Here is a 24,019-nt window from a genome sequence, read left to right as displayed (position 1 = left end):
AGGTAAAACTAAAACGATAATTTATATTGCGTATTCGGCGTAGTAAGGGTTTAATTCAATTACACTTTTCACTGCGCCGTTGATTCTTATTGCATGGACTTTGTTCTAATACTAATCGCATTTTTATGCGGACTCGCCTGTAAATATATACACCTCCCGCCACTTGTCGGTTTTTTAGCCGCAGGTTTTGTAATGAATGCCTTTGGTTTTTCGTCAAACGACACTATCGACACAATTGCAAACCTTGGTATAACAGTAATGCTGTTTACAATTGGGCTTAAGCTAAACGTGGCCGACTTAATTAAGCGCGAAATTTGGCTTGGCAGTATTGGCCATTGTATTGTGTGGGTGGTTTCTCTCACGGGTATTATAACGTTATTCACAATTGCTTCTCTGCCCTACTTCTCTGAATTGAGTATTCAGCAAGCGGCGTTAATAGCGTTTGCATTTTCATTTAGTTCAACGGTGTGTGTCGTTAAAATTCTAGAAGAAAGTGGAGAAGGTAAAACGCGTCACGGAAAAGTTGCGATTGGCATATTGGTCATGCAAGACATCTTCGCGGTTTTATTTCTGGTCTTTGCTACAGGCAAGATGCCTTCTGTTTATGCACTATCGCTGTTTTTGCTCATTCCAGTTGCACCAATATTCAAACGACTATTAAAAGAAGTTGGGCATGGCGAGTTGTTACCACTATGTGGTTTTGTCTTCGCACTTGGCGGATATCAACTGTTTGAGTTGGTCGGTGTTAAGGGAGATCTTGGTGCACTAGTTTTCGGTATTCTACTTGCTGGCAATTCAAAGTCTGTCGAGTTGTCAAAGTCGTTGTTGAGCTTTAAAGATTTATTCTTGATTTGTTTTTTCTTGTCTATCGGACTAACTGCCTTACCAAATACTGATATGGTTATGACGGCCTTATTGTTTACACTACTTATTCCATTTAAATTCATGTTTTTCTTTACGATGTTTTCAAAACTTCGTTTACGGGCACGTACGTCTTTTCTTACTGGGGCGGTAATGTCAAATTATAGCGAATTTGGTTTAATCGTTGCCGCGTTAGCGGTAAGTTTAAACATGCTAACTGAGGAATGGTTAGTAATTATTGCCATAAGTGTGTCGTTCTCATTTGTTATCACAAGTATTTTTTATCGCAAGTCTCATGATATTTATCACGAGTCCAATCACCTAATGCACGGTTTTCAGCATCCAACACCGCTGATTGAAGACATGTACCCCAGTTTTAACAAGGTAGAAGTTGTTGTCTTAGGTATGGGCCGCGTCGGTAAAGGTGCGTTCCGGGCCTTATCTGCTGAACTCGGCAACGCTGTTTGTGGAATGGATGCTGACGAAGACAAGGTCGCAAAGCTAAAGGTAAAAGGACTCAACGCAATAAATGGAGATGGTGAAAACATCGATTTATGGGAAAGCGTGGATATCTCTAATATCAAGTTAGTACTACTTGCGCTCCCTTCTATTGAAGACTCAGGTAACGTTACTAATCAGTTAAGAAATGCCGGCTATAAAGGGCAGATTGCAGCCATTGCTCGCTACAATGATGAAGTTAAACCGCTGCAAGAAAAAGGTGTAGATCACGTTTTTAATTTCTTTACTGATGCCGGTTTAGGTTTTGCTGAAGAAAGTATGGATATATTAAAACAACAACAAAGCAAAGTGCTAAGTTAAATCTAACCATAAATGATAATGATTTACTTTTGTAAACGTATGAAAAATAAGGAAAAATTGACTTCACCTCCCTGGTTTGCGTATACTTCACATGTGTTTAATCGTAGGTGTAGAAAAATGAAAGGCGACACAAATGTAATCAAGGGGCTGAATGATATTTTGACCTTTGAATTAACTTCAATAAACCAGTACTTTTTGCACGCCAGAATGCACAAAAACTGGGGATTCAATAAGCTAAATAATGCTGCATATAAAAAGTCTATTTGCGATATGAAACAAGCAGATAAACTAATAGAGCGGATTTTATTTTTGGAAGGATTACCTAATTTACAAGCCTTAGGTAAGTTGTTTATTGGCGAAAACACAGAAGAATGCATCGCTTGTGATTCAAAATTTCAAAGCAATCAAATTGTACAGTTGAAAGATGTAATAGCGCTCTGTGAAAGTCAGAAAGACTATGTGAGTAGAGAACTACTCTCTTCGATATTGGACGATGAGGAAGAATATTTGGATTGGTTAGAAACCCAAGAACACCAAATTGAAGAAATGGGTATTTCTAATTATCTTCAAGCGCAAATAGAGGGGTAAGGTTATGAACGGCAGTCAAAAAGTAGTTCAGGGTTTAAATGAGTTGTTGGCGTATGAATTGGCGGCGATGGATCAGTACTTTATTCATTCTCAAATGTATTTGGATTGGGGTTTAAACAAACTTTATGAACGAATAAATCATGAGTTTGATGATGAAAAAGGTCACGCAACCAAACTAATTGAACGAATGTTGTTTTTAGGCGGCGTGCCTGATATGAAAACACGCACCGGGTTAGAGATTGGTAACGATGTCGAGGCAATGTTGTCGAGTGATTTGCGTGTAGAGTACGAAGTCGCAAGTAAGTTAAGAGATGTTATTAGTATTTGTGAAGCTGAAAAAGATTATGTCAGCAGAGACATGCTAGTTGTTTTGCTAGATGATACTGAAAATGATCATGCACATTGGCTAGAGCAACAATTAGGGTTAATCAAGCGTATCGGCCTGCAGAACTATACGCAATCTCAACTTTGACAATCAACGTTGTCACTTAGTAGTACTAAAGTACACAGTATAAAGCGGCGCTAATATAGTGCCGTTTTTTGTTAGCTTGAATGTCATTTTCCACTGCATTTCGTCTAGATTGCAAGCGCCTAAAAATGTGACACCAAGTGCAGGTCTTCGTGTATCTTCAAATAGTACCGGCGTTTTACCCATGTACATGTTAATACCTTCTATTTGCACAGTACCTAAGGCATACCCTGCAGGAATCGAAAACTGAAGCGCTAATTCTTCCTCAGAAATTGGAGGTTGCATAAAATTCACACTGATCTTACCGTAATCTGATTCGATGGCGCATTGCTCGTTAATTAATCTGCATTCTTGCATTGCATTTAACGTATCATTAACATCGCTTTCAAATAGTCGTGAAAGCATTAATATTACTAGGCATGCTAAGAAAATAGAGGGCGCAATTACGTTCTTTTTATTCACAATTCATTAACCGTAAACTTTCCTTTATTGACTGAGATCAATCACCTTAGTCTTTGTGTATCTTTTTGTTATTAAAAACTTTATCATTCACACCTGAATAGATATGAGTTTACTTTTCTTACGTGCGCCACTCAACTAGGACGACAATAAAAAGTAAAATCGCCCTGTTCTAATTCCATTTTATTTCTATACACGGAAATTTTTAGTTATGAGCGAAACAAGTCAAGTGAAGCCAGACTACAATTATAAAGTAGTTAGGCAGTTTACCATCATGACGATTGTATGGGGTATTGTGGGTATGTCGGTTGGTGTTCTGATAGCTGCACAGCTATTTGCACCTGCATTAAACTTTGACATTCCATGGCTAACCTACTCTCGTTTAAGACCCCTTCATACAAACGCTGTTATATTTGCGTTTGGTGGTTGTGCGCTGTTTGCAACCAGCTACTACATCGTACAACGAACGTCCCAAGTGCGTTTGTTTAGCGACAAGTTAGCGGCATTTACTTTTTGGGGTTGGCAGGCTGTCATTGTGGCTGCGGCGATAACATTGCCTCTAGGCTTAACGTCAAGTAAAGAATATGCGGAACTAGAGTGGCCAATCGACATTTTGATTGCATTGGTTTGGATAGCTTACATAATTAATTTTTTCGGTACGTTAATCATACGTAAGACGTCGCATATTTATGTTGCAAACTGGTTTTTGGGCGGGTTTATGCTGACTGTTGCTGTATTGCATATCGGCAATAGTATGGCGATTCCAGTCAGTTTCTTTAAATCATATTCGATTTATGCAGGTGCTGTGGATGCCATGATGCAATGGTGGTACGGGCACAATGCTGTAGGTTTCTTCTTAACCGCTGGATTCTTGGGGATGATGTATTATTTTGTTCCCAAACAAGCCGGTCGCCCCGTTTACTCATATCGCTTGTCTATTATTCACTTTTGGGCACTCATTTCGCTTTATATTTGGGCAGGTCCCCACCATTTACATTACACTGCGCTGCCTGATTGGACGCAATCTTTAGGCATGGTGATGTCAATCATTCTGTTTGTACCATCTTGGGGCGGTATGATAAACGGTATTATGACGTTATCTGGCGCTTGGCATAAACTTCGTACTGACCCGATTTTACGTTTCCTTATTGTATCGCTTTCATTTTACGGCATGTCTACATTCGAAGGCCCAATGATGGCCATTAAAACCGTAAATGCACTATCTCACTATACTGACTGGACAATTGGTCATGTGCACTCTGGGGCATTAGGCTGGGTAGCTATGGTGTCTATCGGGTCTGTATATCACTTGATTCCGATTTTGTTCGGGCAACCTAAAATGTATAGTACTAAACTTATAAATATACATTTTTGGCTTGCTACTATTGGTGTTGTTTTATACATCGTAGCAATGTGGATGTCAGGCGTACTTCAAGGTCTAATGTGGCGAGCAGTAAATGCTGACGGCACCCTAACCTACTCCTTCGTGGAATCGCTTGAAGCATCTAAACCGTTCTATGTTGTGAGATTTATCGGTGGTGTTTTTGTTGTTGCAGGTATGCTTATTATGGCTTACAACACTTATAAGACAGTTTTTGCGCCTAAGAATGAGCCAGTGAGTGGTGATGAAGCCTTAGGAGTTGCCAAATGAAGAATCCACATGAGTTAATCGAAAAAAATGTTGGTTTGTTAACGATACTAATTTTAGTAGCAATTAGCTTTGGTGCACTCGCTCAAATACTGCCACTTATGTTTCAGCAACAAACGCTTGAACCAGTAAAAGGTTTACGCCCATACACAGCCTTGGAAATGGAAGGACGCGATATTTATATTCGTGAGGGCTGTGTAGGTTGTCATAGCCAAATGATTCGCCCTTTTAGAGCTGAAACAGAACGTTATGGCCACTATTCTGTGGCTGGTGAGTCTGTTTGGGAACGTCCATTTTTGTGGGGGTCAAAACGTACTGGGCCTGACTTAGCCCGCGTCGGTGGACGCTATAGTGACGAATGGCATCGCGTGCATTTAATTAATCCCAGACACGTTGTACCTGAGTCGAATATGCCAGGTTATCCATGGCTAGCTGAAAACAAGCTGACAGGTAAAGATATTGCTAAGAAAATGTCTGTTCATCGTTCTCTTGGTATGCCATATACGGATGAAGATATTGAAGGTGCTAAAGCTGCTGTTAAGGGTAAAACCGAAATGGAAGCGCTTATCGCTTATCTTCAATCACTTGGAACGCATTTAAAATAATGGATCAGGGAATTATTGGCAGTATTTTTACTGTTATCGTTTTCGTAAGCTTCGTTGGCGTAGTGATTTGGGCATTCAGTAGTCGAAACAAAGATCGATTTGATGAAGCCGCAAACCTTGTATTTGATGACGACGAAGATGCAACAAATAAGAAAGACCGGGAGTCTTAAGCCATGAGTATGTTTTGGACAATTTGGATCAGTGTAATTAGCCTTGGCACAATCATAGGGTGTTATTTTCTGCTCCGCTGGACACTTGCTAATAAAACAGGTGTTAAAGAAGGCGATGAAATGGGACATGAGTTCGATGGCATCGTTGAGTTAAACAATCAGGTACCACGTTGGTGGACAATTCTTTTTTGGATAACAATGGTTTGGGGATTTGCATATTTACTTGCCTACCCTGGCCTTGGCGCTTACAAAGGCTTTTTGGGGTGGGAAAGCTCAAACCAAGGTATCTTGTCGTTAGCTGAATCTGAAGAAGAGTTACGCAAAGATATTGAGGAAGGTGCATGGAATGAATATGCACTTGAAGTAAAACTTGCTGAAGAAAAGTTTGACCCAATTTTTGAAGCGTATGCAAAAATACCTATCGAAGAATTGGCAAAGGATGACGAAGCAGTCCAAGTGGGCAAACGATTGTTTTTGCAAAACTGTGCTCAGTGTCATGGTTCTGATGCCCGAGGGCAACGTGGTGGTTTCCCTAACCTTACCGATAATGATTGGTTGTATGGTGGCACTGGCGAAAAAATTAAAGAAACGCTGATTAATGGTCGCCAAGGCTTAATGCCAGGTTGGTTGGATTCATTTGGTGAGCAAGGCATTTCTGAAGTGGTTGCCTATGCCTTAAGTTTAAGTGGCCGTGACGTAGACGCGAACTTAGCGAGTGCTGGTAAGGCTCGATTTGCGGCTTGTGCTGCGTGCCATGGGGTGGATGGTAAAGGTAACCAAGCCCTTGGCGCACCAAACTTGACTGATAATATTTGGTTGTATGGTGGTACTGAGCGTGCTGTTACCGAAACACTCAATTATGGCCGAAACGGGGTAATGCCTGCTTTCAAAGATACCTTGGGTGAAGATAAAATTCACGTAGTGGCAACTTACGTTTATAGTTTATCTAACTAAGCACATTTCTTTAGTCGGTTAATATGATGTATTAGCATTATAAAAACCGGACGAAAAAGGCCTCGTTTATCGAGGCTTTTTTATGTAAATTTTAATCACTATTATCGTATTGAGAGGCTTATGCAACAGACGGATACTACACCTTGGTACAAGCAGTTTTGGCCTTGGTTTTTGATTACCATACCGATGTCGTCAGTCGTTGTCGGAAGCATTGTATTTAATTTTGCCACCGACGGTACAAATAGTTTGGTTGTTGATGATTACTACAAAGAAGGTAAATCAATAAATGCGCGCTTAGACAAAGTTGAAAACGCACAAGCATTAGGTATTGCCGCTGATCTAGTGTTTGAAAACTCTTCAGCAGTATTGTCTTTTTCTTCTGGCGAACCAAAAGACGGGACGGCTTTAAAGTTAAATTTTTACCATGTCACGCAACCTGAACGTGATATCGAATTATTGCTTGCTAGAGATGCTAGTGGCAAATACCGTGCACCGCTAACATTCAATGTTCAAGGTAAGTGGCGAATTCGTTTAACGCCAATGGATGACACTTGGAAATTACAACAAAAGTTAAGTCTTCCTCAAGCATCCCCTATTCAATTTAGACCCTAAGGTAATTACCAAGAATAATGAGTGTAGTAATACCAGAAAATGGATGCTTTCATTGCGGCCTACCGAACACGGAAGGTGAACGATTTATGGTGGAAATCAATCATAAAAGTTATCCCATGTGTTGTCCTGGTTGCTACGCAGTCGCAAGTGCTATCGTGGACAATGGCCTTGAGAATTATTATGAATTTCGTACCGAACTAGCTGCACGTGGCGATGCCGCGTTAGATGCAACGATGTCTAAGTTAGCGGTCTATGATGAACCGGAGTTGCAAGAAGAATTTGTTTTTGAGCATGGCACGGATAAACAAATTCAACTCACTGTTGAAGGTATTACATGTGCCGCTTGCGGTTGGTTAATTGAAAAACAACTGGCCAAAGTAACCGGGCTTAAACAGGTCTCGGTAAATGTTGCCGCTAGACGGGCGTTAATTACCTGGAATAATGACATTATTAAGTTATCAGGTGTACTGCAGCGCTTAAGTCACATTGGCTATGAGGCGCTCCCCTTTCAGCCGGATGAGCATGAGGCGTCATATAAAAAGGAACAAAAAAGCTATTTAAAAAAGCTTGGGCTTGCTGGCATCATGACGATGCAAGTGATGATGTTGGCTTTTGGCCAATACTTTGACGTCTTTGGTAATTTAGGCGCTGAAACCATTGCCTATTTTAATGCGGTAAGTTTACTCTTAACGACACCCGTTGTACTTTACTCTGGCAGTATCTTTTATGTCAGCGCTCTGAAAGCGATTCAGGCGCGCACAGTCAATATGGACGTTCCTGTAACCATTGCAATAGCTGCGACCTACATTGCGGGTGTTTTGGCGGTTAACAATAACGACGGCGAAGTGTATTTTGAATCTATATGCATGTTCGTTTTTTTCTTGCTTGTTAGTCGTTTTTTGGAACATCGTTCTCGTCATAAAGCTAGTGAACTATCATCAAACATGCTTAAACTGATTCCCGTCACTGCTTTAAAATGGGATGGGAGTGATTGGACGTCTGTTATTGCTAAACAATTACAAGTAAATGACCTAGTGTTAGTAAAACCGGGTGAGTCGATGCCTATCGACGGCATCATTGAAAGCGGAACGTCTACCGTTAACGAATCTATGTTGACTGGCGAGTTTGAACCCGTAGTAAAAATGATGGGTGACAAGGTTTATGCGGGCACACTTAATCAAGAAGGCAGTATTAATGTAAAGGTCTCAAGTACTATTAAGCACGCTGTAATGAATCAAATCCTGCGGCTACAAGAGCTCGCATTGATGAGTAAGCCAAAAATTGCCAAAGTAGCGGATGAAGTGTCACGTTACTTTGTTATCGCGGTACTGCTTGTCAGTGGCTTAACATATTGGTATTGGTGGTCAGTAGGCAACCCAGATGCATTTTGGATAACCATTTCAATATTGGTTGCGACCTGCCCTTGCGCTTTAGGATTAGCGACACCGTCTGCGTTAACCTGCGCGATGGCAAAGTTAAATAAATTGGGCGTGTTACTGAAACGCGCTGACGCACTTGAACAGATAACAACTGCAACTGATATTGTATTTGATAAAACAGGCACCTTAACAAAAGGTGAATTTTCTTTACGCGAGTTTGCTTTTAGCGATGCCTTTGTAAAAGAAAATGTTTCTATTCGAAACGACAAGATTGAAAAAAGTACCGAGGATCAATCTGAACAAGATTTCATATTAGCCTTAGGTAGTTTTATCGAGAGTCGTTCTGAACACCCTATTGCAGGTGCATTTTTGCATGACTATGCCAATTACAACTTCTCAATGTCTGCGTTTACTGTCCATGTAGGTAAAGGTATCAGTGCTAAAGTCAACGAGTTCAATTGCCATATGGGTTCTAGGCGCTTTATTCAAGCGCAATGCCAAGCGGCAGAAATGATGTATGCTAATGGAACATTTGATGGCGCATTAGATGACGCAAACGTAGTACTGATGATTAATGAAGAAATCGTCGCGACATTCATTGTTACAGATACCGTCGCACCTGAAGCAAAAGCATTAGTTGAGAAACTTGGTCGCTATCGATTGTCTATTTTAAGTGGCGATGAGCAACACAATGTGAACAAACTGGCTAACGAGCTACATATTGCAAACGCTTTTGGTAACAATACGCCCGACGGTAAGTTGAAACATATAAAGCAACAACAAGCTGCAGGCAAATCATTGATCATGTTGGGAGATGGTATTAACGATGCACCGGTCTTAGCCGCTGCAGATGTGTCTATTGCGGTAGGTAACGCATCAGACTTAGCCAAAAATGCGGCGGACGTCATATTATTAAGTCATCGACTGAATGCCTTAGATGATTTGTTAACAATGGCGAAGAAAACCAAGTCAAAGATAAAACAAAATATTGCCTGGGCGCTAGGATATAATATGCTGGTGTTACCTTTTGCGATCAGTGGCCTTTTAAGCCCTTGGCAGGCAGCGCTTGGCATGTCTTTAAGTTCAATTATCGTTGTTTACAACTCAACCCGTTTAATGAAATGAGAAAGATATGAGTATTATTTATGTATTAATTCCTCTCGCCGTAATAATTGTATGCATAGGGATTGCTGTATTTTTCTGGGCGGTGAGAAATAATCAGTTCGATGACCTAGAACGTCAAGGGTATAGCATTCTATTTGACGATGATATCGATTCACCAAAACAAACGAAAGAAAGCAATGCAGTAAAGCAAACAGATGAACGAAATTAACCTGATTGCGGCCTTTCTCATTGGGCTTGCAGGCAGTGTGCATTGCATAGGCATGTGTGGCGGTGTAATGAGTGCATTTACCTTTGCTGCACCTAAAGATGCCAATAAACACCATTTCGTTCTCTCTTACAATGTTGGTCGAATCCTTTCGTATTCAATGATTGGTGCGGCCACCGGTTATATCGGTACTATTGTGAGTAGTGCTACGAATACTAAAATACCAATTTTAGACTATATTAGTATTACTTTTTTAGTATTACTTGCGCTCTATATTAGCGACATATGGAAAGGCTTAAGTGTTCTGGAACAACTTGGTAGCCATGTGTGGAAAAGAATACAACCATTAAGTAAGTTATTTATCCCGGTTAAAAACCTGAAATATGCGTTTATGTACGGCATGATTTGGGGATATTTGCCATGTGGTCTTGTTTATTCGGCGCTGACATGGAGTCTTGCATCAGGTGGTGCTATTAAGGGCGCTATGCTAATGGCGGCCTTCGGTTTGGGTACGCTACCGTCACTTATCGCGATAAGTGTTGGCGCAAACAGTCTTTTGCCACTAATGCAGCACAAAGTAACGAGAAATCTTGTTGCGCTTTTCCTAATGTTAAGTGCTGTTTTTTTGATTTTTACATAATATGAGAGTACATTTATCTCAAAGTAGACGTAACGAGTAACGCATGTCAAATAGTCATAATTTGTCCATTCATTGCCAGAGCTGTAGCTTTAGTCACCTGTGTCTGCCTGTGTCTTTAAACAAGACTGAAATGGAATCATTAGATGACATTATTGAGCGTAAAAAACCCTTCCATAAACAAGATAAATTAGTTAGAAGTGGTGATAAATTTCAGAGTTTGTATGCTGTTCGTTCGGGATCCTTCAAATCGTATATTAGTGACAAAGATGGTGTTGAACAAATAATCGGTTTTCATTTTCCGGGTGATATTATTGGTTTTGATGCCTTAAAAAATGAAACGCATGAGAGTTATACTCAAGCGCTAGAAACCGCAATGGTTTGCGAATTACCATACGATACCTTAGATGAAATGTCGGCAAAGTATCCTCAATTACGTAAACAAATCATGCGGTTCATGAGTGCTGAAATAAAACATGACCATGAACTAATGATGTTACTGAGTAAGCGAAGTGCTGAAGAAAAACTCTTGCACTTTATTTCACACTTGTCGCAACGTTTTGATGAAAGAGGCTTTTCTGCAAAGCAGTTTAATTTATCTATGACGCGAAATGAAATTGGTAATTATTTGGGCCTAACTGTCGAAACGATAAGTCGCTTGTTAACTAAATTTCAAAAAGATAGTTTAATAAAAGTAGAAGGTAAATTGATCACTATACTTGATACCGAAGCGATAAAAGATCGTATGCCAGAAGCTGATGTCGCTGTATGAACTATTAATACAAGAAATTCTTTTCAATCACTTGAACTGAAAGAAAGTGACGAATATCTTCTCTAAAAAAACGCCGAAAGTTACTGTATACTTTCGGCGTTTTTTATAGATTAATTAAGATAAACAGTTATTACATGTCAGTAAAATTAAAAAAGTCTAACAGCGCAAACAAATTACAAAAAAGAATTCGTAGAGAAACGGGTAAGGCAATTGCCGATTTCAATATGATAGAAGATGGTGACAAAATCATGGTTTGCCTTTCTGGCGGGAAAGACAGTTATGCCCTGCTTGATACATTGATGTATTTACAAAGTGTAGCACCAATAAAATTTGATTTAATTGCGGTTAACCTAGACCAAAAGCAACCTGGATTTCCTGAGGATATTTTACCTCGATACTTAAGTGAGCTTGGTGTCGATTTCAACATTATTGAAGAAGACACTTACGCAATTGTAAAAGAAAAAATCCCTGAAGGTAAAACGACATGTTCGTTGTGCTCACGGCTTCGACGCGGAATATTGTATAGAGTAGCTCAAGAATTAGGTGCAACAAAAATTGCCCTCGGACACCATCGAGATGACATACTTGAAACGCTATTTTTAAATATGTTTTATGGCGGTAAATTAAAGTCGATGCCGCCTAAGTTAGTCAGTGACGATGGTAATAATGTGGTCATTAGACCGCTAGCGTATTGTAAAGAAACGGATTTAGCTAAGTATGCCAACCATATGGATTTTCCAATAATTCCATGTAATTTATGTGGTTCTCAAGAAAATCTGCAACGAAAAAACATTAAAATGATGTTGCAAGATTGGCAATCTCGTTTTCCAGGGCGAATCGAATCAATGTTTACTGCATTACAAAATGTGACACCGTCTCATTTGCTCGATAACTCACTCTTTAACTTTATGGCACTAAATGCAAATGACCACGAAGTGTTGAATCAGATTGAAGGAGACACGGCATTTGATCCAATCGATATATCGCCTATTTTTGAGGATGAAACGACCTTAAAGCGGCAAGATAAAATAGATACCACCTCGGTATCTATAATAGAGTTAAAATAACCTTGAAATTAGATATAAGGACATCGTTGTGAAAATTGGACTTGCGCTAGGTGCTGGTGCCGCTAGAGGTTGGGCGCACATAGGCATAATTAAGGCCTTGGAAGAGCTTGGTGTAAAAATAGATGTTGTTGCGGGGTGCTCGATTGGTGCGTATGTTGGGGCCGCGTATGCTAGCGGAAGATTAGATGTACTTGAAGAATGGGCGTATACCCTCACTGAATGGCAAGTGTTTGGTTTGTTGGGTATCGGCTTTCGGCGCGGCGGCTTAGCCAGTGGACAAAAAGTGTTTGAAAAGCACCGTAACGATTTTTGTGCACCTTCTTTTGAAACGATGGAAAAGCCGTTTACAGCCGTCGCAACTGACTTATATTCAGGTAAAGAGGTAATTTTTGACCAGGGTGACATTAACGATGCAATTCAAGCGTCTTGCGCAATTCCGGCACTCTTTGCGCCAATTGAGCACGAAGGCCGTTGGTTAGTTGATGGCGCGGTGGTCAACCCTGTACCTGTTAATCAATGCAGGCAGTTAGGTGCGGACTTTGTTATTGCTGTAAATTTGTCAGCTGATTTCAGACCACAACTCATAGAAAAATTTGAAGATGATCATGAAAAGAATCAGCTAAAAACAGACGAATTTATGGAAAAAGGAAGTTCTGGTTTTATGAAACAATGGTTTTCACCCGCACCCAAAGAGAGTAAGAAGAAATCGCCGCCGGGCATTATGGGAGTGATGAGCTCATCTTTGGAAATACTGCAAGCAAGAGTGACTCGGTCACGGTTAGCAGGTGATCCTCCCGATATCTTAATTGAACCTCAACTGAGAGATGTTGGTTTACTGGAGTTTCACCGAGCAGAAGAATTATCTAATCAAGGGAGAGCATCTGTAGAACGTTTAGCGCGACAAATTGAATATCAATTAGACATCAGAAACAACTAACGTATATTGCTTGAGATACCTTTATTTGTCGGTTAGAGCGGTTATGCGTAACGGTTTTTCAGGGAGTGTAATCTCACTCATGTTGGACAATGCATCTTTAGTAAATTCAATTTTCTTTCCATCAAATTTTACTTGTTCACCTAGCCCTAAAAAATGGAGTTCCTCTTCTGAGACGTTTTCTACATGCAATGATATCCCTATTACGCTAGGCATCAAAAAGGATAAAAAACTCCCCATCTTATCAAAGAACGCATCATACTGATTATATATATGTTGAAGTTCTGATTGTTGGTAGGTTGTTTTTAAATATTCAGGTTTGGTTTCTAACTGTACTGACATATCACATAAATTTGCTTGTTCTTTTAAACTGATAACAACTTTTGCTTTTGCCAAATTCAACGCTTTTTCGCTGGGTACGGTAAATCTTCCCTCGTCCGTAACAACTAAGGGAATTTGTTGTTTTTCAGTACTAATTTTTGCAGACGACACCTTACACAAACGAGGTTCTCGGATATGTTGGAAACCAAAGGCAAATTGTAATGCGTTTAAGTCGTCATTATTGAGTTTACGTATGTGGCTGTAAAAGCTCTTATAATTTACTGTGATTTCTTCAGCGGTCGCAAAATTACCCAGCATATTTGCTAGCATTAGCACTAACAGGAAAGCTTTATACTTCATGTAGATATTAAATCCTTGTTCACTCTTATCATTTGCTTTAATTCATCAACATACTCATCGCCCCGCTCTGAGTATCGAGTTAGCCCTTCCGCCAATTTAGTCGCCGAAATTTCTTGCTGATTCTCTCGAAGCCGTGCACGAATATTTCTAAGTTCTGCATACGCTGGGTGGCGATTTATATTGCGCATGTAGGTATACATTGCTGTAGACAAGTCATCGAATTTTGCGACTTCATGAATGGCTCCAGGATTCCGCCTTGCCGGCACAAACCCACAGTTTTCGACAAAGCACCAAAGGCCAAAAAAGTTAAACCCTTCACGAGCAAATCGAGATGTGCCCCACGCTGACTCGTTAGCACTCTGTACTAAAACCAACTCGACAGGTATCAAGTCGATTTTTTTTAATAAACCTTGGAATACCTGATTTCTATTCGCTTTTTTCTCAATTCTATATTCTTGTCGTAGCCATTTTAACTGTTCAATTTGGCTCTTACTTAGGCTTTCACCCATAAGATGTTTTGCTCGCAGACCTTGTACATATTGCCTAACCGCTAGTATATATTCATTTTGCGATTCGATTGCAGGCCGTAAGTATTCAAAAAACGCCCGTTTTTTTTCTTGCGTATTTGAATATTGAGAAAAATCAGGAACTATTTTTTTATCGAGTTCGGTAGCAGGTATCTCAGAAACATTGATACTCTTAGGCTGAGATAAAACTATCGCCAATATCACCACGCTCACAAAAGAAATTGCGACTAAAATGACTTTAAGTTTATGCCGCTTTCCTTGTTGCATAAAGTTTACTTGATGACTAGGCATTAAAGATCCCTGAATCATGAGTAGCCGATGTATCGTTGCCATTTTCACATTTTTCGGGCTTATCATTGACTAATAGCGTTTGATACAAAACGGCTTTCACATTGAAGTAATATGGCCCAACAAGAAAATATGCGAGGCCAAAGCTAAATATAACCACGATCATTAGTAATAGTAAGACTAAATAGATCATCGCAATTTTATTAAAATATGCGTTTGTCACCTTGATTGACAATACAATGGCACTGATTGGCCCAAGTTTGCGTTCGACAATAAGGGGAGCGACAAACGCAGATGCGATGAATACGTATAGCCCTGGCAGAATTAGCAGTGCCAAACCAATTTCTAAAAAAATACTTACAATAAGTGCTGCAAGTCCTAACGCTAGCATTAGCGGATAATATGCAAAAACGTGGCTAATTTTGATAGGAGACTGCTGCAAAGAACGCAAACTCATCATTGTCACACCGGCCCATAATGGTGCGGTCACTAGCGTGGAAACAAAACCAATGATGGCACCGCCTTGCGTTTGCAGTTGCTGAATGTCGTCCATCGTTTTTATATCATAGTGATTCACTAAAAATAGGCCGAAAATAAAAAACATCGCCAATATGATGATGAGTGAAAAGGCTAGTGTAAATATGTTTTTGCTGGTCAGCTCACGTGCTTGTATTAGCACTTTTTTTACGTCAAGAGGGATTTCACCCCTTAACACATGCTGTATAGATTCATCGTCTATTTTCATCTATTGATTTATCACGAGTAAGATTGCCATTAATATTATCACGACTCCCATCGCGCGATCGAACCAATGCCCTTTTTGTTGATAAATCCGTCTAATTCTATCGCGACTGGCTAAAAAAGTAACAAATATGAACCACAGACTCGTTGCGACGGCCAGGTATAATCCATAGGCTACTTTTACAAACAGATAAGTATTTAATGGAATTGCAAGAGAATATAAGGCTAAGAAAAACAACGTCGCCTTCGGGTTTAGGCCATTCGTAACAAAACCTAACCAAAACGCATGTTTACTTTGTTTATTTGGGTAGTGGCTACGCGCTTCTACGTCATTGAGTTCTTCATTTGCTTGTGTTGTAGTCGGCGCACTTTTTAATGCGCCAATACCTATCCATACTAAATAAGCCGCCGCAACATATAACAACCCAAGATATAACCAGTCATGTGTTTGGATGAGTAAACCCACACCTAGTAGAGAATACAATACGTGTACCAAGATGCCAGCACCAACGCCAATACTTGTCCAAATACCGGCCTTTTTGCCTTGTTGCAGACTTTGTTTTAATACTATAGCAAAATCAGGTCCTGGACTCGCTACTGCTACCGCGTGCATCAGCGCTACCGTTAACAATACTCCAATATCAAATCCCATTGAGCCGCTTATTCCTTATTTTTAGTGTTCAAGTTGAGTCTCAATCGGCAATTCTGCATCAGCGCCCCACTCTGACCAGGAGCCATCATAAACATATATTGGTGCTATGCCCAGCAGGTCTGCATATTGGGCTAGTATGCAAGCGGTGACACCACTGCCACAAGAAAATACAGCGCCACTTTTAGCGTTAAGTAAGGTACTTGGTGCGTCACTTTTTGAGATAAATTCCCCCAGTTCATTTTGCAGATTTTGGTAGTGAAGCGATATTGCAGTGGGAATATGCCCGCTACGTAAGTTAGGCCTAGACTCTTTTTCTGTCGCCAAATATCGCGATAGACTCCTAGCGTCGAACAAACTCTTTATTTGTTGCTGCTTGTTAATTAATGCCAATACATAGCGTTTATCTACAAACTTGTACTTGTTTGACGGTGTTGCCGTAAAATTCCCAATTTTATTGACGTTTTTGAGTGTTTCGATTGTGTCTCTGCCTTCATTTAACCATTTAGGTAATCCACCAGAAAGAACGTAAATATTATTGAACCCCGCAGTTTTAAACATAAACCAAACCCGTGAAGCGCAAAAATTACCAAAATCATCATATACAACGATATAGTCTTCATTACAGATACCTAGCTTCTTTACTTTATCTTCAAATACTTGGAGCGAAGGCATTGTGTTGGATATATTGCTAGCGACGTCGACAATATCATCCTGAAAATCAAATAATATTGAATCGGCAATATATCTATTAGGGTTTTCCAAAATGATGTTTGAATACTTAGGTTTGACTGCACTTTGTTTCATAGTGGTAAAAAGTAAGCGCGTATTTAGGCCTTGTTCTTCTGTTTTTGTCAGAACTTTTGCCAGTTCTGCCGTTGATATTGTCGACACAAAAAACTCCAAATGTTAAAAGCACAACCCATTGTATTTACATTATTTAGCTCTCATTAAGCTAAGCGCCTGTATTTTTGCTAGCTATAGTTAAATCAAATGCACGTAATTGTATTTATTTATATCAAGTATTTACTTGTCTTGATATATTTTAATATGCATTTTAAATAGCTAATAATATTGATGTTAAGGAGCAGCCCTTGCGAGAACTAAACAATAAAGCATTGATAGTAATCACCTGCCTATTATTATTCGCTTGCCAATCATCTGAGCCTATTGTCGAAAAAAGCACTACTAACCAACCCAAACTGCCAGAAGTCGATGTTAGTCGTTTTGAAACCCAAAACGTAATTGACAAAGACGCGTTATTTACACTTACGCCGCAGCAATCGACTGATTTTTTACTGTACTTTAATTCTGCAAAAAACTCACATCTTTCAGAGCATGAGAGGGTTTCTAACTTTTTACAACGTAAACTAAATAGTTTTAGCTTTTTAGGCAGAACATATACTGCGAAAGAAGCCTTGTTAAATAATGAGGGGAACTGCTTATCATTGGCAATGCTCACTACCGCGTTAGCCGATCTTGTTGATTTGGACATCCGCTTTCAAACGGTCAACTCAAGCCCTATTTATAGGCGATATGCGAATGTGACCACGACCGCTGGCCATGTGAGAACGATATTACTTGCTAAAAAGAAAACTAAAGACGAACCAGGCACTCTTTTGCGAAGCCGCATGATTATTGATTATTTTCCAAGCGCTGGTGATGTAAAAGGCGAGTTTATTTCGCGTGATGATTTTACGGCAATGTATTTTCAAAATCTAGCGAGTGAAGCCTTAGTTGAAGAAAACTATAATTTGGCATTTTCATATATTCAAAAAGCGCTACAGCTTAACCACTTAAATCCACATAGCCTTAATACGTACGCAGTGCTACTTAATCAAGTGGGCTTATCTGAGGCGGCTGCGTCAATTTACGAATACGGAGTACAGTTCACACCTAGAACCGTTAACTTAATATGGAATTACGCCAATATTCTCAAGGCCAGAGGTGAAGGAGAAAAGGCCTCAAGCTTGCTTGCCGATATTGATGCAAATAAAGACACGAACCCATATAGTTGGTTGGACATCGCTAACGAACATTTTCAAAATGATAATTACTGGTTAGCGACAAAATATTACAGAAAAACGACAAAGTTAGCTCCCTACCTACATGAAGCTTATTTTGGCTTAGCAAAAGTTCAGTATCTTCAAGGCTATGAAAATAAAGCCATGGAGTCCTTGTTAAAGGCGAAAGACTTGGCATATGAAGATGAAACTAAACGACTGTATAATGCAAAAAGCGCTACACTAAGATTAGCATTAACACAAAGTAAGTAGGCGTTGGTGATTGCCCTATCTGTTTTTCCGGCTTATGTTCTACTTGGCCAAAATAGCCTTAGTAGCGTCATAAGTAAGTGTATTGTGAATACTCTCGACAAACGCTAAGTTGTCAAGATTCCCACTGCCAAGTGCACCGCGAATAAGTATTGGCGTTAAGTCTTCGTCTTCTGCACCGCGATATGTAGATAATACACAAATTTCTGCGCAAAACCCGGTAATGAATATTGTGTCTACATTCAAACTTTTTAGGGTGCTAGCCAAAGAAGTTTTGTTAAATGCATTGCCGTACCGCTTTTGAATATAAATATCTGATTCGTCAATAGCTAACGAGGGAGGAAATTCATAGTCTTCATTCCCTGGCGCAAAGCCCTGTTCTTCATTGATATGCCTGACGATAACAACTGGCAGTTTCCGATTTCTAAAAGTCTCCATCGACAGATTGATTAAACCCATTGCTCTACCAAGCGTGTGTTCTGCGGTGGCATTTAATTTAAAGGAGTCTTTTTGCACATCGATAACGAGTAAGGCTGGTTTCATTTTACATTCTTTTACGCTTTTTATTTTGCTAGATTATTGCAGTTATCTAAAAAAACAACACGCGTTAATTTACTAATATACGTTTAGTCACCGCAAAATTTGCAATCATCGCAATCACTACGCCTGAAACAAAGCAGACAAGCGTAGGAAATCCCAAAACTAAGGTCACGGCATAAATCGCAAGGTTTAATACACCGGTCAAATGGCATAAAAGAAAATACTTGGAAAATTGCTCCCACATTGCCACAAAAATGTTTTGCTGACTGAATGTAAAGGTAGCGTTGCCAAACCAGGCACAACAAATAGCAATCCAAAAACTGAGCAGTCTTGATATGTATGGGTTTTCCAGAGTATTTAGCAAAATACTAAAAATTATCAGGTCGATTGCAAATACGGTAGTGCCGATAATACAAAAACGGACAAATTGCATTTTTACGCCAATTTCAATATCGATGTTTTACCCGTATTGTAATTTTAGCGATGTCTAAAATTTGTCAATGACAATTCACATTTTTTCGACATTCAGTCTGATATGTTCTGCATTAAACACGAAATACGGATATGTTTATGCAGCTAATGCCGCCATTAATACGACCAGAACACATACAAGAAAAGCTACATATTGATTTAAGCGTCATTGTCCCTGTGTATAACGAGCAAAAGGTTATCCGCACCTTTCACCATGCATTGTGTAAAGTTATTGCTCAGATGCACAACGAACGAATAGAAGTCATTTATATAAATGACGGCAGTAGCGACAAAAGTTGGGAAATGATTCAGGCACTCACGTGCCCTTTTGCCAACATTGTGCGATTGAATCTGAGCAGAAACTTTGGCAAAGAAGCGGCAATGACAGCAGGCATAGATCACGCTAACGGTAAAGCTACTGTATTACTTGATGCTGACTTACAAGACCCACCAGAACTATTGCCTGATATGCTTAAAGTACTGAGAAACGGTTACGACGTCGTTAATATGAAACGTCGTCAACGTTTTGGGGAGTCCTTCTTTAAGAAGTTTTGCGCCAAGCAATATTATCGCCTTTTCAAAAGCTTGTCAGATGGGCAAATTGAAACAGGCGTGGGAGACTTCCGCATGCTGAGTGAGCGTATAGTTAACCACATAAAAAAAATGCCTGAGCGAAGTCGTTACATGAAAGGATTAATGAGCTGGCCGGGGTTTAAACAAACCACCTTACATTTTGATAGGCCGCAGCGAGTGGCAGGCTTAAGTAAATGGTCTTTTTTGCAACTCATAGGTTTAGCCTTATCGGGCATCACGGCCTTTAGCGTAAAACCATTAAAATTGGCGACATTTGCTGGCGCACTGCTGTCTATTTTTGCCTTTATATATGCGATTTGGGTGTTCACCAAAACGATGTTATTTGGTGAAGCAGTGGCAGGATATCCAACCCTTCTATTAATTCAGTTGTTTTTGGGTGGTGTGCAATTAATTGCAATAGGCATAGTCGGAGAGTATGTCGGGCGAATCTTTTTAGAAGCAAAAGCGCGCCCAGTATATTTGCTGATGGATTCCGAGTCGAGTGTTGCAAATTCGCATAGTAGAGTGAACAAACATGGGTAACCGAACTCATCTTGTTGATAAATACTCTGTCGCTCTGCTACTTATACTTGTGTTGTTGCTTATTCGCTTTTTTAGTTTAAGTGCTCTCCCCTTATATGACACAACAGAAGCAAGGTATGCAGAAATAGCCAGAATTATGTTTGAAACCAATAATTGGGTAACACCGATGATTGACTATGAAAAACCATTTTGGGGTAAACCACCCTTTCATACATGGTTGAGCGCTAGCGGGTTTATGGTCTTTGGTGTATCCGAATTTGGTGCTCGCATTCCTCATTTTGCATGCGGCTTAATAACACTATTTTTGGTTTTTCGATTTGTAAAAGAAATGAATGACGAAAAAAGTGCAGTACTCGCTGTCTTGGTGTTAGCTTCGAGTATTGGCTTCATTGTAGGTATGGGCATGGTAATGACAGATATAGCCCTATTATTGAGTACTAGCGTAGCAATGATCAGCTTTTGGAAAACATATGCCGACAGCAGTGATAAATTTTACGGTTTGATTTTTTTTGCCAGTTTAGCGTTAGGTATGTTGGTAAAAGGGCCTGTTGCGATAGTACTTGTGGCTATTTCGTTAGGAGTATGGAGTATATGGCAAGGACAGTTAATAAAAGCGTTGACCTGTTTGCCATGGCTTACAGGCGTGTCTTTATTCGCGTTATTAACGCTACCATGGTATCTGATGGCAGAGTACAGAACGCCTGGTTTTTTAGAATACTTTATAATAGGAGAGCACTTTCAACGTTTTATCGTATCTGGATGGGAAGGCGATTTATATGGCAGCGCACACGACCAACCAAGAGGCACAATCTGGATTTATTGGTTAGTTGCCGCGTTTCCTTGGTCTTTTGTACTCATAACATCTTTTATTCAACGAATGCTAGTGGCTACATCAGAAACACGCTGCAGCCCAAGTGGGTTTAATGCATATTTGATATGTTGGATGATTGCACCAATGTTACTATTTACCTTGTCAGGCAATATATTAAGTGCATACGTATTGCCGGGATTTAGCGCTATGTCGATACTCATCGCGTTAACTTGTCAATTTCAAATACGTCATTTAACGGCGGCTGCTTTAACTGTGGTGCTGTTGGCTACGCTGCTTGGTATTTACCTGACGGGTAATGTATCAAAATCGAGTGAGTTACATTTACTCGGTCGAAATTCGACAACATTTGAAAGCACACCACTCTACTACTGGCAACATCGACCATTTTCAGCGCAATATTATTCAAATGGTAACGCTAAACTTTTGGCGAATACGCATGAATTACAGCAAGTCATTGATGCTCAGGGTGACTTTTTTTTAGCCATTGAAGACAAACATCTTACGCTTATTAAAACGCCTCATTTAAAAGGAAATTGCACTGAAATACTGAGTAGCAATATACGTCAATTATTGTTTTGTAAAGGAGATAGAGAAAAGCGTTGAAATTATTACTCATCGAAGATGCAAAAGACGTTGCAGAATTAATATTCGACTACCTTGAACAACGACACTTCGCATTGGATTACGCGGTTTCGGGTTCACAAGGCTTTTTGTTAGCGTCTGAAAATTTTTATGATTGCATTATTTTAGACCTTATGCTGCCTCGAATCGACGGTTTAACCGTATGTAAACAATTAAGAGAAAATGGTCTTAATACACCTATCATTATGTTAACAGCACGAGATACGAATGAAGATATGTTAAGAGGGTTTCGTTATGGTGCTGATGACTATATTGTTAAGCCATTTGACTTAGAGTTGTTAGAAGCACGCATTAACGCAGTCGTCAGACGAACAAGTCAAGACGGATTTAAAAAACTCCTAGCATGCGGCCCTCTAACTGTTGATTTAACAACTCGTAAAGTTACCAGAGAAGGGATTGATATTAGTCTCAATCCCTCTTGTTTTTCTATATTAGCGTTGTTAATACGGAAATATCCAGCGCCTGCAAGCCGAGAAGAAATAGCGTCAACGCTATGGAAAGATGAACTACCTGATGATGACCTATTACGTAAACATATTTATCAATTGAGGAAAATTTTAGATAAGCCGTTTGATCAACACATTATCAAAACATTGCCCAAAGTAGGATATTTAATTGAGTATGAATAATGCCTAAGAAATTTGCTTTTAGCAGTGTTGTTATAAAAGTTTTTCTCATTGGCGCTGGCCTTATGTTGGTGTTCTATGCAGTGCTTTTTCGCATATCTATTATAGAAACCGAAAATATGGTAATGGAGCGTCGTATTCATATTGTTGCCCCCTATCACTTTAAACGTTTTGAGCAGGGACAAATCGGCGTTTTGGAAATAGACCCTCTTTTAAGCATTTATGACCAATATGCTCTGCTACCTCTTAAAATTAGAAATAAAATATCGCAAGAGTGGCAAGGATACTTGCATCTGACCTTCAGCGACGAAACTGAATTACAACTGCTTGCCATGGAAATTAACACCCCCATAGATAACAGAATTGTGTACGCCTTAGAAAATTCAGACGCCGTTGAGTTGAGTGATAGAAATTTAGTGATGTTTGAATTGTCTTTGCTATTTGTCGGCATATTTCTGTTTCTTCTGATAAGTACATATATGATTAGCACCGTGAAACGCGCGGCAAAATCATTCCATGACCTAGCCCACACTTTAGAATCTGCAAATATGGATGATTTTTCTCCTTTTATTGTGACTAAAAAAGAGACATTTGAGTTTGAAAAAATTATACGGGCGATAAACAGCTATAGATCGAGGTTAAAGAATTTGATAGCTAGGGAACAGTCATTTACTCGCTATATCAGCCATGAACTCAGAACACCCATGACCGTTATTAAAGGCTCCATTAGCAACATCCGTTTGAATGAGCAGAAAAACGTCAAAAAATATATCGATAAGATTGGTTATGCAACAGAACAGATGCATGAGTTAACCAACACGTTTTTGATGTTAGCAAGGGACGATTCTTCAATAAAAGAATGCGTGGAAATAAATCAAGACTTCATTGGTCAAGCAGTGAACGAGCTAGAAGATAAAATTGACGCGAATCAAGTTGAGTTTCATTGGCAATTGGAATCATCATTTAGCTTATTTGCCAATCAATTATTACTCAAAGTCGCAATACAAAACTTACTAAGTAATGCAATGATTTGTTCCAATCAAGGGAAAGTTATGATGTTTATCAGCGCATCGGGTATCGACATTGTCGACAACGGTGTTGCCTTACAATCAAGTCATCGTGGGCTCGACGGTTTTGGGATTGGTTTAGTGTTGGTAGAAGATATTTGTAAAAAATATGACTGGGTATTTAGTTTACATAACAACTTGGAAAGTGGATGTACTGCAAATATTCGGTTTAGCGTTCAAAGTTAACAGGTAAAACAAAAATCACACGAAAAACCGTTATAGTTGGTATAATACAATGATTTGTGACAAAACGTTTTTTTAG

The 24,019-nt window shown here is 39.5% G+C and carries 27 protein-coding genes; 19 read left to right on the top strand and 8 right to left on the bottom strand.

The features are described from left to right. Window positions 1-93 precede the first annotated feature (93 nt). From QQK00_RS04900 to bfr (QQK00_RS04890), 3 genes are all read left to right on the top strand, one after another. The gene (locus QQK00_RS04900) at window positions 94-1,680 is read left to right on the top strand and encodes a cation:proton antiporter family protein (protein WP_284216358.1); all 1,587 of its coding nucleotides are present in this window, start codon (window positions 94-96) and stop codon (window positions 1,678-1,680) included. A gap of 117 nt (window positions 1,681-1,797) precedes the next feature. Beyond that, the gene (gene bfr / locus QQK00_RS04895; RefSeq protein ID WP_284216357.1) at window positions 1,798-2,268 is read left to right on the top strand and encodes a bacterioferritin; all 471 of its coding nucleotides are present in this window, start codon (window positions 1,798-1,800) and stop codon (window positions 2,266-2,268) included. 4 nt (window positions 2,269-2,272) lie between these two features. Next, window positions 2,273-2,740, top strand: coding sequence for a bacterioferritin (gene bfr, locus QQK00_RS04890; RefSeq protein ID WP_284216355.1), 468 nt, complete (start codon window positions 2,273-2,275; stop codon window positions 2,738-2,740). 12 nt (window positions 2,741-2,752) lie between these two features. On the opposite strand, the gene QQK00_RS04885 is transcribed toward bfr (QQK00_RS04890), so the two are convergent. Further along, a complete protein-coding gene (locus QQK00_RS04885; RefSeq protein WP_284216354.1) occupies window positions 2,753-3,142 on the bottom strand; it encodes a hypothetical protein in 390 nt (129 codons plus the stop codon). Between the two features lie 265 nt (window positions 3,143-3,407). Between QQK00_RS04885 and ccoN the strand changes: the two genes are divergently transcribed. The 11 genes from ccoN to rssA all read left to right on the top strand — a co-directional run bounded on the left by ccoN (window position 3,408) and on the right by rssA (window position 13,307). Beyond that, window positions 3,408-4,847: a cytochrome-c oxidase, cbb3-type subunit I gene (gene ccoN / locus QQK00_RS04880; protein ID WP_284216353.1), complete on the top strand. Its 1,440-nt coding sequence runs from the start codon at window positions 3,408-3,410 to the stop codon at window positions 4,845-4,847. Next, the gene (ccoO, locus tag QQK00_RS04875) at window positions 4,844-5,449 is read left to right on the top strand and encodes a cytochrome-c oxidase, cbb3-type subunit II (RefSeq protein ID WP_284216352.1); all 606 of its coding nucleotides are present in this window, start codon (window positions 4,844-4,846) and stop codon (window positions 5,447-5,449) included. Before ccoN ends, ccoO begins: the two co-directional genes overlap by 4 nt. Next, window positions 5,449-5,619 carry a cbb3-type cytochrome oxidase subunit 3 gene (locus QQK00_RS04870; RefSeq protein ID WP_284216351.1) on the top strand — a complete coding sequence of 57 codons (171 nt, stop codon included), beginning with the start codon at window positions 5,449-5,451 and terminating at the stop codon, window positions 5,617-5,619. Before ccoO ends, QQK00_RS04870 begins: the two co-directional genes overlap by 1 nt. A 3-nt stretch (window positions 5,620-5,622) precedes the next feature. After that, complete coding sequence (gene ccoP / locus QQK00_RS04865) at window positions 5,623-6,573, top strand: cytochrome-c oxidase, cbb3-type subunit III (protein WP_284216350.1); 951 nt, start codon at window positions 5,623-5,625, stop codon at window positions 6,571-6,573. Window positions 6,574-6,693: 120 nt separating this feature from the next. After that, window positions 6,694-7,185: a FixH family protein gene (locus QQK00_RS04860; RefSeq protein WP_284216349.1), complete on the top strand. Its 492-nt coding sequence runs from the start codon at window positions 6,694-6,696 to the stop codon at window positions 7,183-7,185. A gap of 17 nt (window positions 7,186-7,202) precedes the next feature. Next, a complete protein-coding gene (locus QQK00_RS04855; RefSeq protein WP_284216348.1) occupies window positions 7,203-9,689 on the top strand; it encodes a heavy metal translocating P-type ATPase in 2,487 nt (828 codons plus the stop codon). 7 nt (window positions 9,690-9,696) lie between these two features. Continuing rightward, window positions 9,697-9,897 (top strand): cbb3-type cytochrome oxidase assembly protein CcoS, encoded by a 201-nt coding sequence (gene ccoS, locus QQK00_RS04850; RefSeq protein WP_284216347.1) that lies wholly within the window; start codon window positions 9,697-9,699, stop codon window positions 9,895-9,897. After that, window positions 9,884-10,534, top strand: coding sequence for a sulfite exporter TauE/SafE family protein (locus tag QQK00_RS04845; RefSeq protein WP_284216346.1), 651 nt, complete (start codon window positions 9,884-9,886; stop codon window positions 10,532-10,534). The genes ccoS and QQK00_RS04845 overlap by 14 nt, the downstream gene beginning before the upstream one ends. A gap of 43 nt (window positions 10,535-10,577) precedes the next feature. Next, window positions 10,578-11,303, top strand: a complete 726-nt coding sequence (gene fnr, locus QQK00_RS04840) for a fumarate/nitrate reduction transcriptional regulator Fnr (protein WP_284216345.1) — start codon at window positions 10,578-10,580, stop codon at window positions 11,301-11,303. 134 nt (window positions 11,304-11,437) lie between these two features. Next, window positions 11,438-12,370, top strand: a complete 933-nt coding sequence (ttcA, locus tag QQK00_RS04835; protein ID WP_284216343.1) for a tRNA 2-thiocytidine(32) synthetase TtcA — start codon at window positions 11,438-11,440, stop codon at window positions 12,368-12,370. Window positions 12,371-12,398: 28 nt separating this feature from the next. After that, a complete protein-coding gene (gene rssA, locus QQK00_RS04830) occupies window positions 12,399-13,307 on the top strand; it encodes a patatin-like phospholipase RssA (protein ID WP_284216342.1) in 909 nt (302 codons plus the stop codon). Between the two features lie 21 nt (window positions 13,308-13,328). On the opposite strand, the gene QQK00_RS04825 is transcribed toward rssA, so the two are convergent. From QQK00_RS04825 to QQK00_RS04805, 5 genes are read right to left on the bottom strand one after another with little or no spacing between them, the layout of a single operon-like run. Then, window positions 13,329-13,985, bottom strand: a complete 657-nt coding sequence (locus QQK00_RS04825) for a DUF2987 domain-containing protein (RefSeq protein ID WP_284216341.1) — start codon at window positions 13,983-13,985, stop codon at window positions 13,329-13,331. Then, a complete protein-coding gene (locus QQK00_RS04820; protein WP_284216340.1) occupies window positions 13,982-14,803 on the bottom strand; it encodes a glucosaminidase domain-containing protein in 822 nt (273 codons plus the stop codon). The genes QQK00_RS04825 and QQK00_RS04820 overlap by 4 nt, the downstream gene beginning before the upstream one ends. Next, complete coding sequence (locus QQK00_RS04815) at window positions 14,796-15,545, bottom strand: hypothetical protein (RefSeq protein WP_284216339.1); 750 nt, start codon at window positions 15,543-15,545, stop codon at window positions 14,796-14,798. Before QQK00_RS04815 ends, QQK00_RS04820 begins: the two co-directional genes overlap by 8 nt. Beyond that, window positions 15,546-16,193: a LysE family translocator gene (locus QQK00_RS04810; protein WP_284216338.1), complete on the bottom strand. Its 648-nt coding sequence runs from the start codon at window positions 16,191-16,193 to the stop codon at window positions 15,546-15,548. A 21-nt stretch (window positions 16,194-16,214) separates the two neighbouring features. Further along, window positions 16,215-17,084, bottom strand: coding sequence for a sulfurtransferase (locus tag QQK00_RS04805; RefSeq protein WP_284216337.1), 870 nt, complete (start codon window positions 17,082-17,084; stop codon window positions 16,215-16,217). A gap of 200 nt (window positions 17,085-17,284) precedes the next feature. Here QQK00_RS04805 and QQK00_RS04800 point away from each other — a divergent pair, with 200 nt between their 5' ends. After that, entirely contained in the window at window positions 17,285-18,466 is a 1,182-nt protein-coding gene (locus QQK00_RS04800; protein ID WP_284216336.1) for a tetratricopeptide repeat protein, read from the top strand. A 39-nt stretch (window positions 18,467-18,505) separates the two neighbouring features. Here the strand turns inward: QQK00_RS04800 and QQK00_RS04795 are convergent, their stop codons facing one another. Both QQK00_RS04795 and QQK00_RS04790 read right to left on the bottom strand, forming a co-directional pair. Further along, entirely contained in the window at window positions 18,506-19,006 is a 501-nt protein-coding gene (locus QQK00_RS04795) for a cysteine hydrolase family protein (RefSeq protein ID WP_284216335.1), read from the bottom strand. Between the two features lie 64 nt (window positions 19,007-19,070). Continuing rightward, window positions 19,071-19,436: a GtrA family protein gene (locus QQK00_RS04790; RefSeq protein WP_284216334.1), complete on the bottom strand. Its 366-nt coding sequence runs from the start codon at window positions 19,434-19,436 to the stop codon at window positions 19,071-19,073. 137 nt (window positions 19,437-19,573) lie between these two features. Here QQK00_RS04790 and QQK00_RS04785 point away from each other — a divergent pair, with 137 nt between their 5' ends. From QQK00_RS04785 to QQK00_RS04770, 4 genes are read left to right on the top strand one after another with little or no spacing between them, the layout of a single operon-like run. Beyond that, window positions 19,574-20,590: a glycosyltransferase family 2 protein gene (locus QQK00_RS04785; protein WP_284216333.1), complete on the top strand. Its 1,017-nt coding sequence runs from the start codon at window positions 19,574-19,576 to the stop codon at window positions 20,588-20,590. Continuing rightward, entirely contained in the window at window positions 20,583-22,025 is a 1,443-nt protein-coding gene (locus tag QQK00_RS04780) for an ArnT family glycosyltransferase (RefSeq protein ID WP_284216332.1), read from the top strand. The genes QQK00_RS04785 and QQK00_RS04780 overlap by 8 nt, the downstream gene beginning before the upstream one ends. Further along, on the top strand, window positions 22,022-22,693 hold the full coding sequence (locus QQK00_RS04775; protein WP_284216331.1) for a response regulator transcription factor: 672 nt from the start codon (window positions 22,022-22,024) through the stop codon (window positions 22,691-22,693). The genes QQK00_RS04780 and QQK00_RS04775 overlap by 4 nt, the downstream gene beginning before the upstream one ends. After that, window positions 22,693-23,943, top strand: coding sequence for a sensor histidine kinase (locus tag QQK00_RS04770; RefSeq protein WP_284216330.1), 1,251 nt, complete (start codon window positions 22,693-22,695; stop codon window positions 23,941-23,943). The genes QQK00_RS04775 and QQK00_RS04770 overlap by 1 nt, the downstream gene beginning before the upstream one ends. Window positions 23,944-24,019 lie beyond the last annotated feature (76 nt).

This window comes from Agaribacter marinus, from assembly GCF_030160655.1.
GTDB lineage: Bacteria > Pseudomonadota > Gammaproteobacteria > Enterobacterales > Alteromonadaceae > Glaciecola > Glaciecola marina.
Note: the sequence above shows the minus strand (reverse complement) of the source record. Positions and strands in the feature narration are given on the sequence as shown.

Coding starts and splice junctions, on each gene's coding strand:
- QQK00_RS04900 (WP_284216358.1), top strand. CDS start 94: ATGGACTTTGTTCTAATACTAATCGCATTTTTATGCGGACTCGCCTGT.
- bfr (WP_284216357.1), top strand. CDS start 1,798: ATGAAAGGCGACACAAATGTAATCAAGGGGCTGAATGATATTTTGACC.
- bfr (WP_284216355.1), top strand. CDS start 2,273: ATGAACGGCAGTCAAAAAGTAGTTCAGGGTTTAAATGAGTTGTTGGCG.
- QQK00_RS04885 (WP_284216354.1), bottom strand. CDS start 3,142: ATGCTTTCACGACTATTTGAAAGCGATGTTAATGATACGTTAAATGCA.
- ccoN (WP_284216353.1), top strand. CDS start 3,408: ATGAGCGAAACAAGTCAAGTGAAGCCAGACTACAATTATAAAGTAGTT.
- ccoO (WP_284216352.1), top strand. CDS start 4,844: ATGAAGAATCCACATGAGTTAATCGAAAAAAATGTTGGTTTGTTAACG.
- QQK00_RS04870 (WP_284216351.1), top strand. CDS start 5,449: ATGGATCAGGGAATTATTGGCAGTATTTTTACTGTTATCGTTTTCGTA.
- ccoP (WP_284216350.1), top strand. CDS start 5,623: ATGAGTATGTTTTGGACAATTTGGATCAGTGTAATTAGCCTTGGCACA.
- QQK00_RS04860 (WP_284216349.1), top strand. CDS start 6,694: ATGCAACAGACGGATACTACACCTTGGTACAAGCAGTTTTGGCCTTGG.
- QQK00_RS04855 (WP_284216348.1), top strand. CDS start 7,203: ATGAGTGTAGTAATACCAGAAAATGGATGCTTTCATTGCGGCCTACCG.
- ccoS (WP_284216347.1), top strand. CDS start 9,697: ATGAGTATTATTTATGTATTAATTCCTCTCGCCGTAATAATTGTATGC.
- QQK00_RS04845 (WP_284216346.1), top strand. CDS start 9,884: ATGAACGAAATTAACCTGATTGCGGCCTTTCTCATTGGGCTTGCAGGC.
- fnr (WP_284216345.1), top strand. CDS start 10,578: ATGTCAAATAGTCATAATTTGTCCATTCATTGCCAGAGCTGTAGCTTT.
- ttcA (WP_284216343.1), top strand. CDS start 11,438: ATGTCAGTAAAATTAAAAAAGTCTAACAGCGCAAACAAATTACAAAAA.
- QQK00_RS04825 (WP_284216341.1), bottom strand. CDS start 13,985: ATGAAGTATAAAGCTTTCCTGTTAGTGCTAATGCTAGCAAATATGCTG.
- QQK00_RS04820 (WP_284216340.1), bottom strand. CDS start 14,803: ATGCCTAGTCATCAAGTAAACTTTATGCAACAAGGAAAGCGGCATAAA.
- QQK00_RS04815 (WP_284216339.1), bottom strand. CDS start 15,545: ATGAAAATAGACGATGAATCTATACAGCATGTGTTAAGGGGTGAAATC.
- QQK00_RS04810 (WP_284216338.1), bottom strand. CDS start 16,193: ATGGGATTTGATATTGGAGTATTGTTAACGGTAGCGCTGATGCACGCG.
- QQK00_RS04795 (WP_284216335.1), bottom strand. CDS start 19,006: ATGAAACCAGCCTTACTCGTTATCGATGTGCAAAAAGACTCCTTTAAA.
- QQK00_RS04790 (WP_284216334.1), bottom strand. CDS start 19,436: ATGCAATTTGTCCGTTTTTGTATTATCGGCACTACCGTATTTGCAATC.
- QQK00_RS04785 (WP_284216333.1), top strand. CDS start 19,574: ATGCAGCTAATGCCGCCATTAATACGACCAGAACACATACAAGAAAAG.
- QQK00_RS04780 (WP_284216332.1), top strand. CDS start 20,583: ATGGGTAACCGAACTCATCTTGTTGATAAATACTCTGTCGCTCTGCTA.
- QQK00_RS04770 (WP_284216330.1), top strand. CDS start 22,693: ATGCCTAAGAAATTTGCTTTTAGCAGTGTTGTTATAAAAGTTTTTCTC.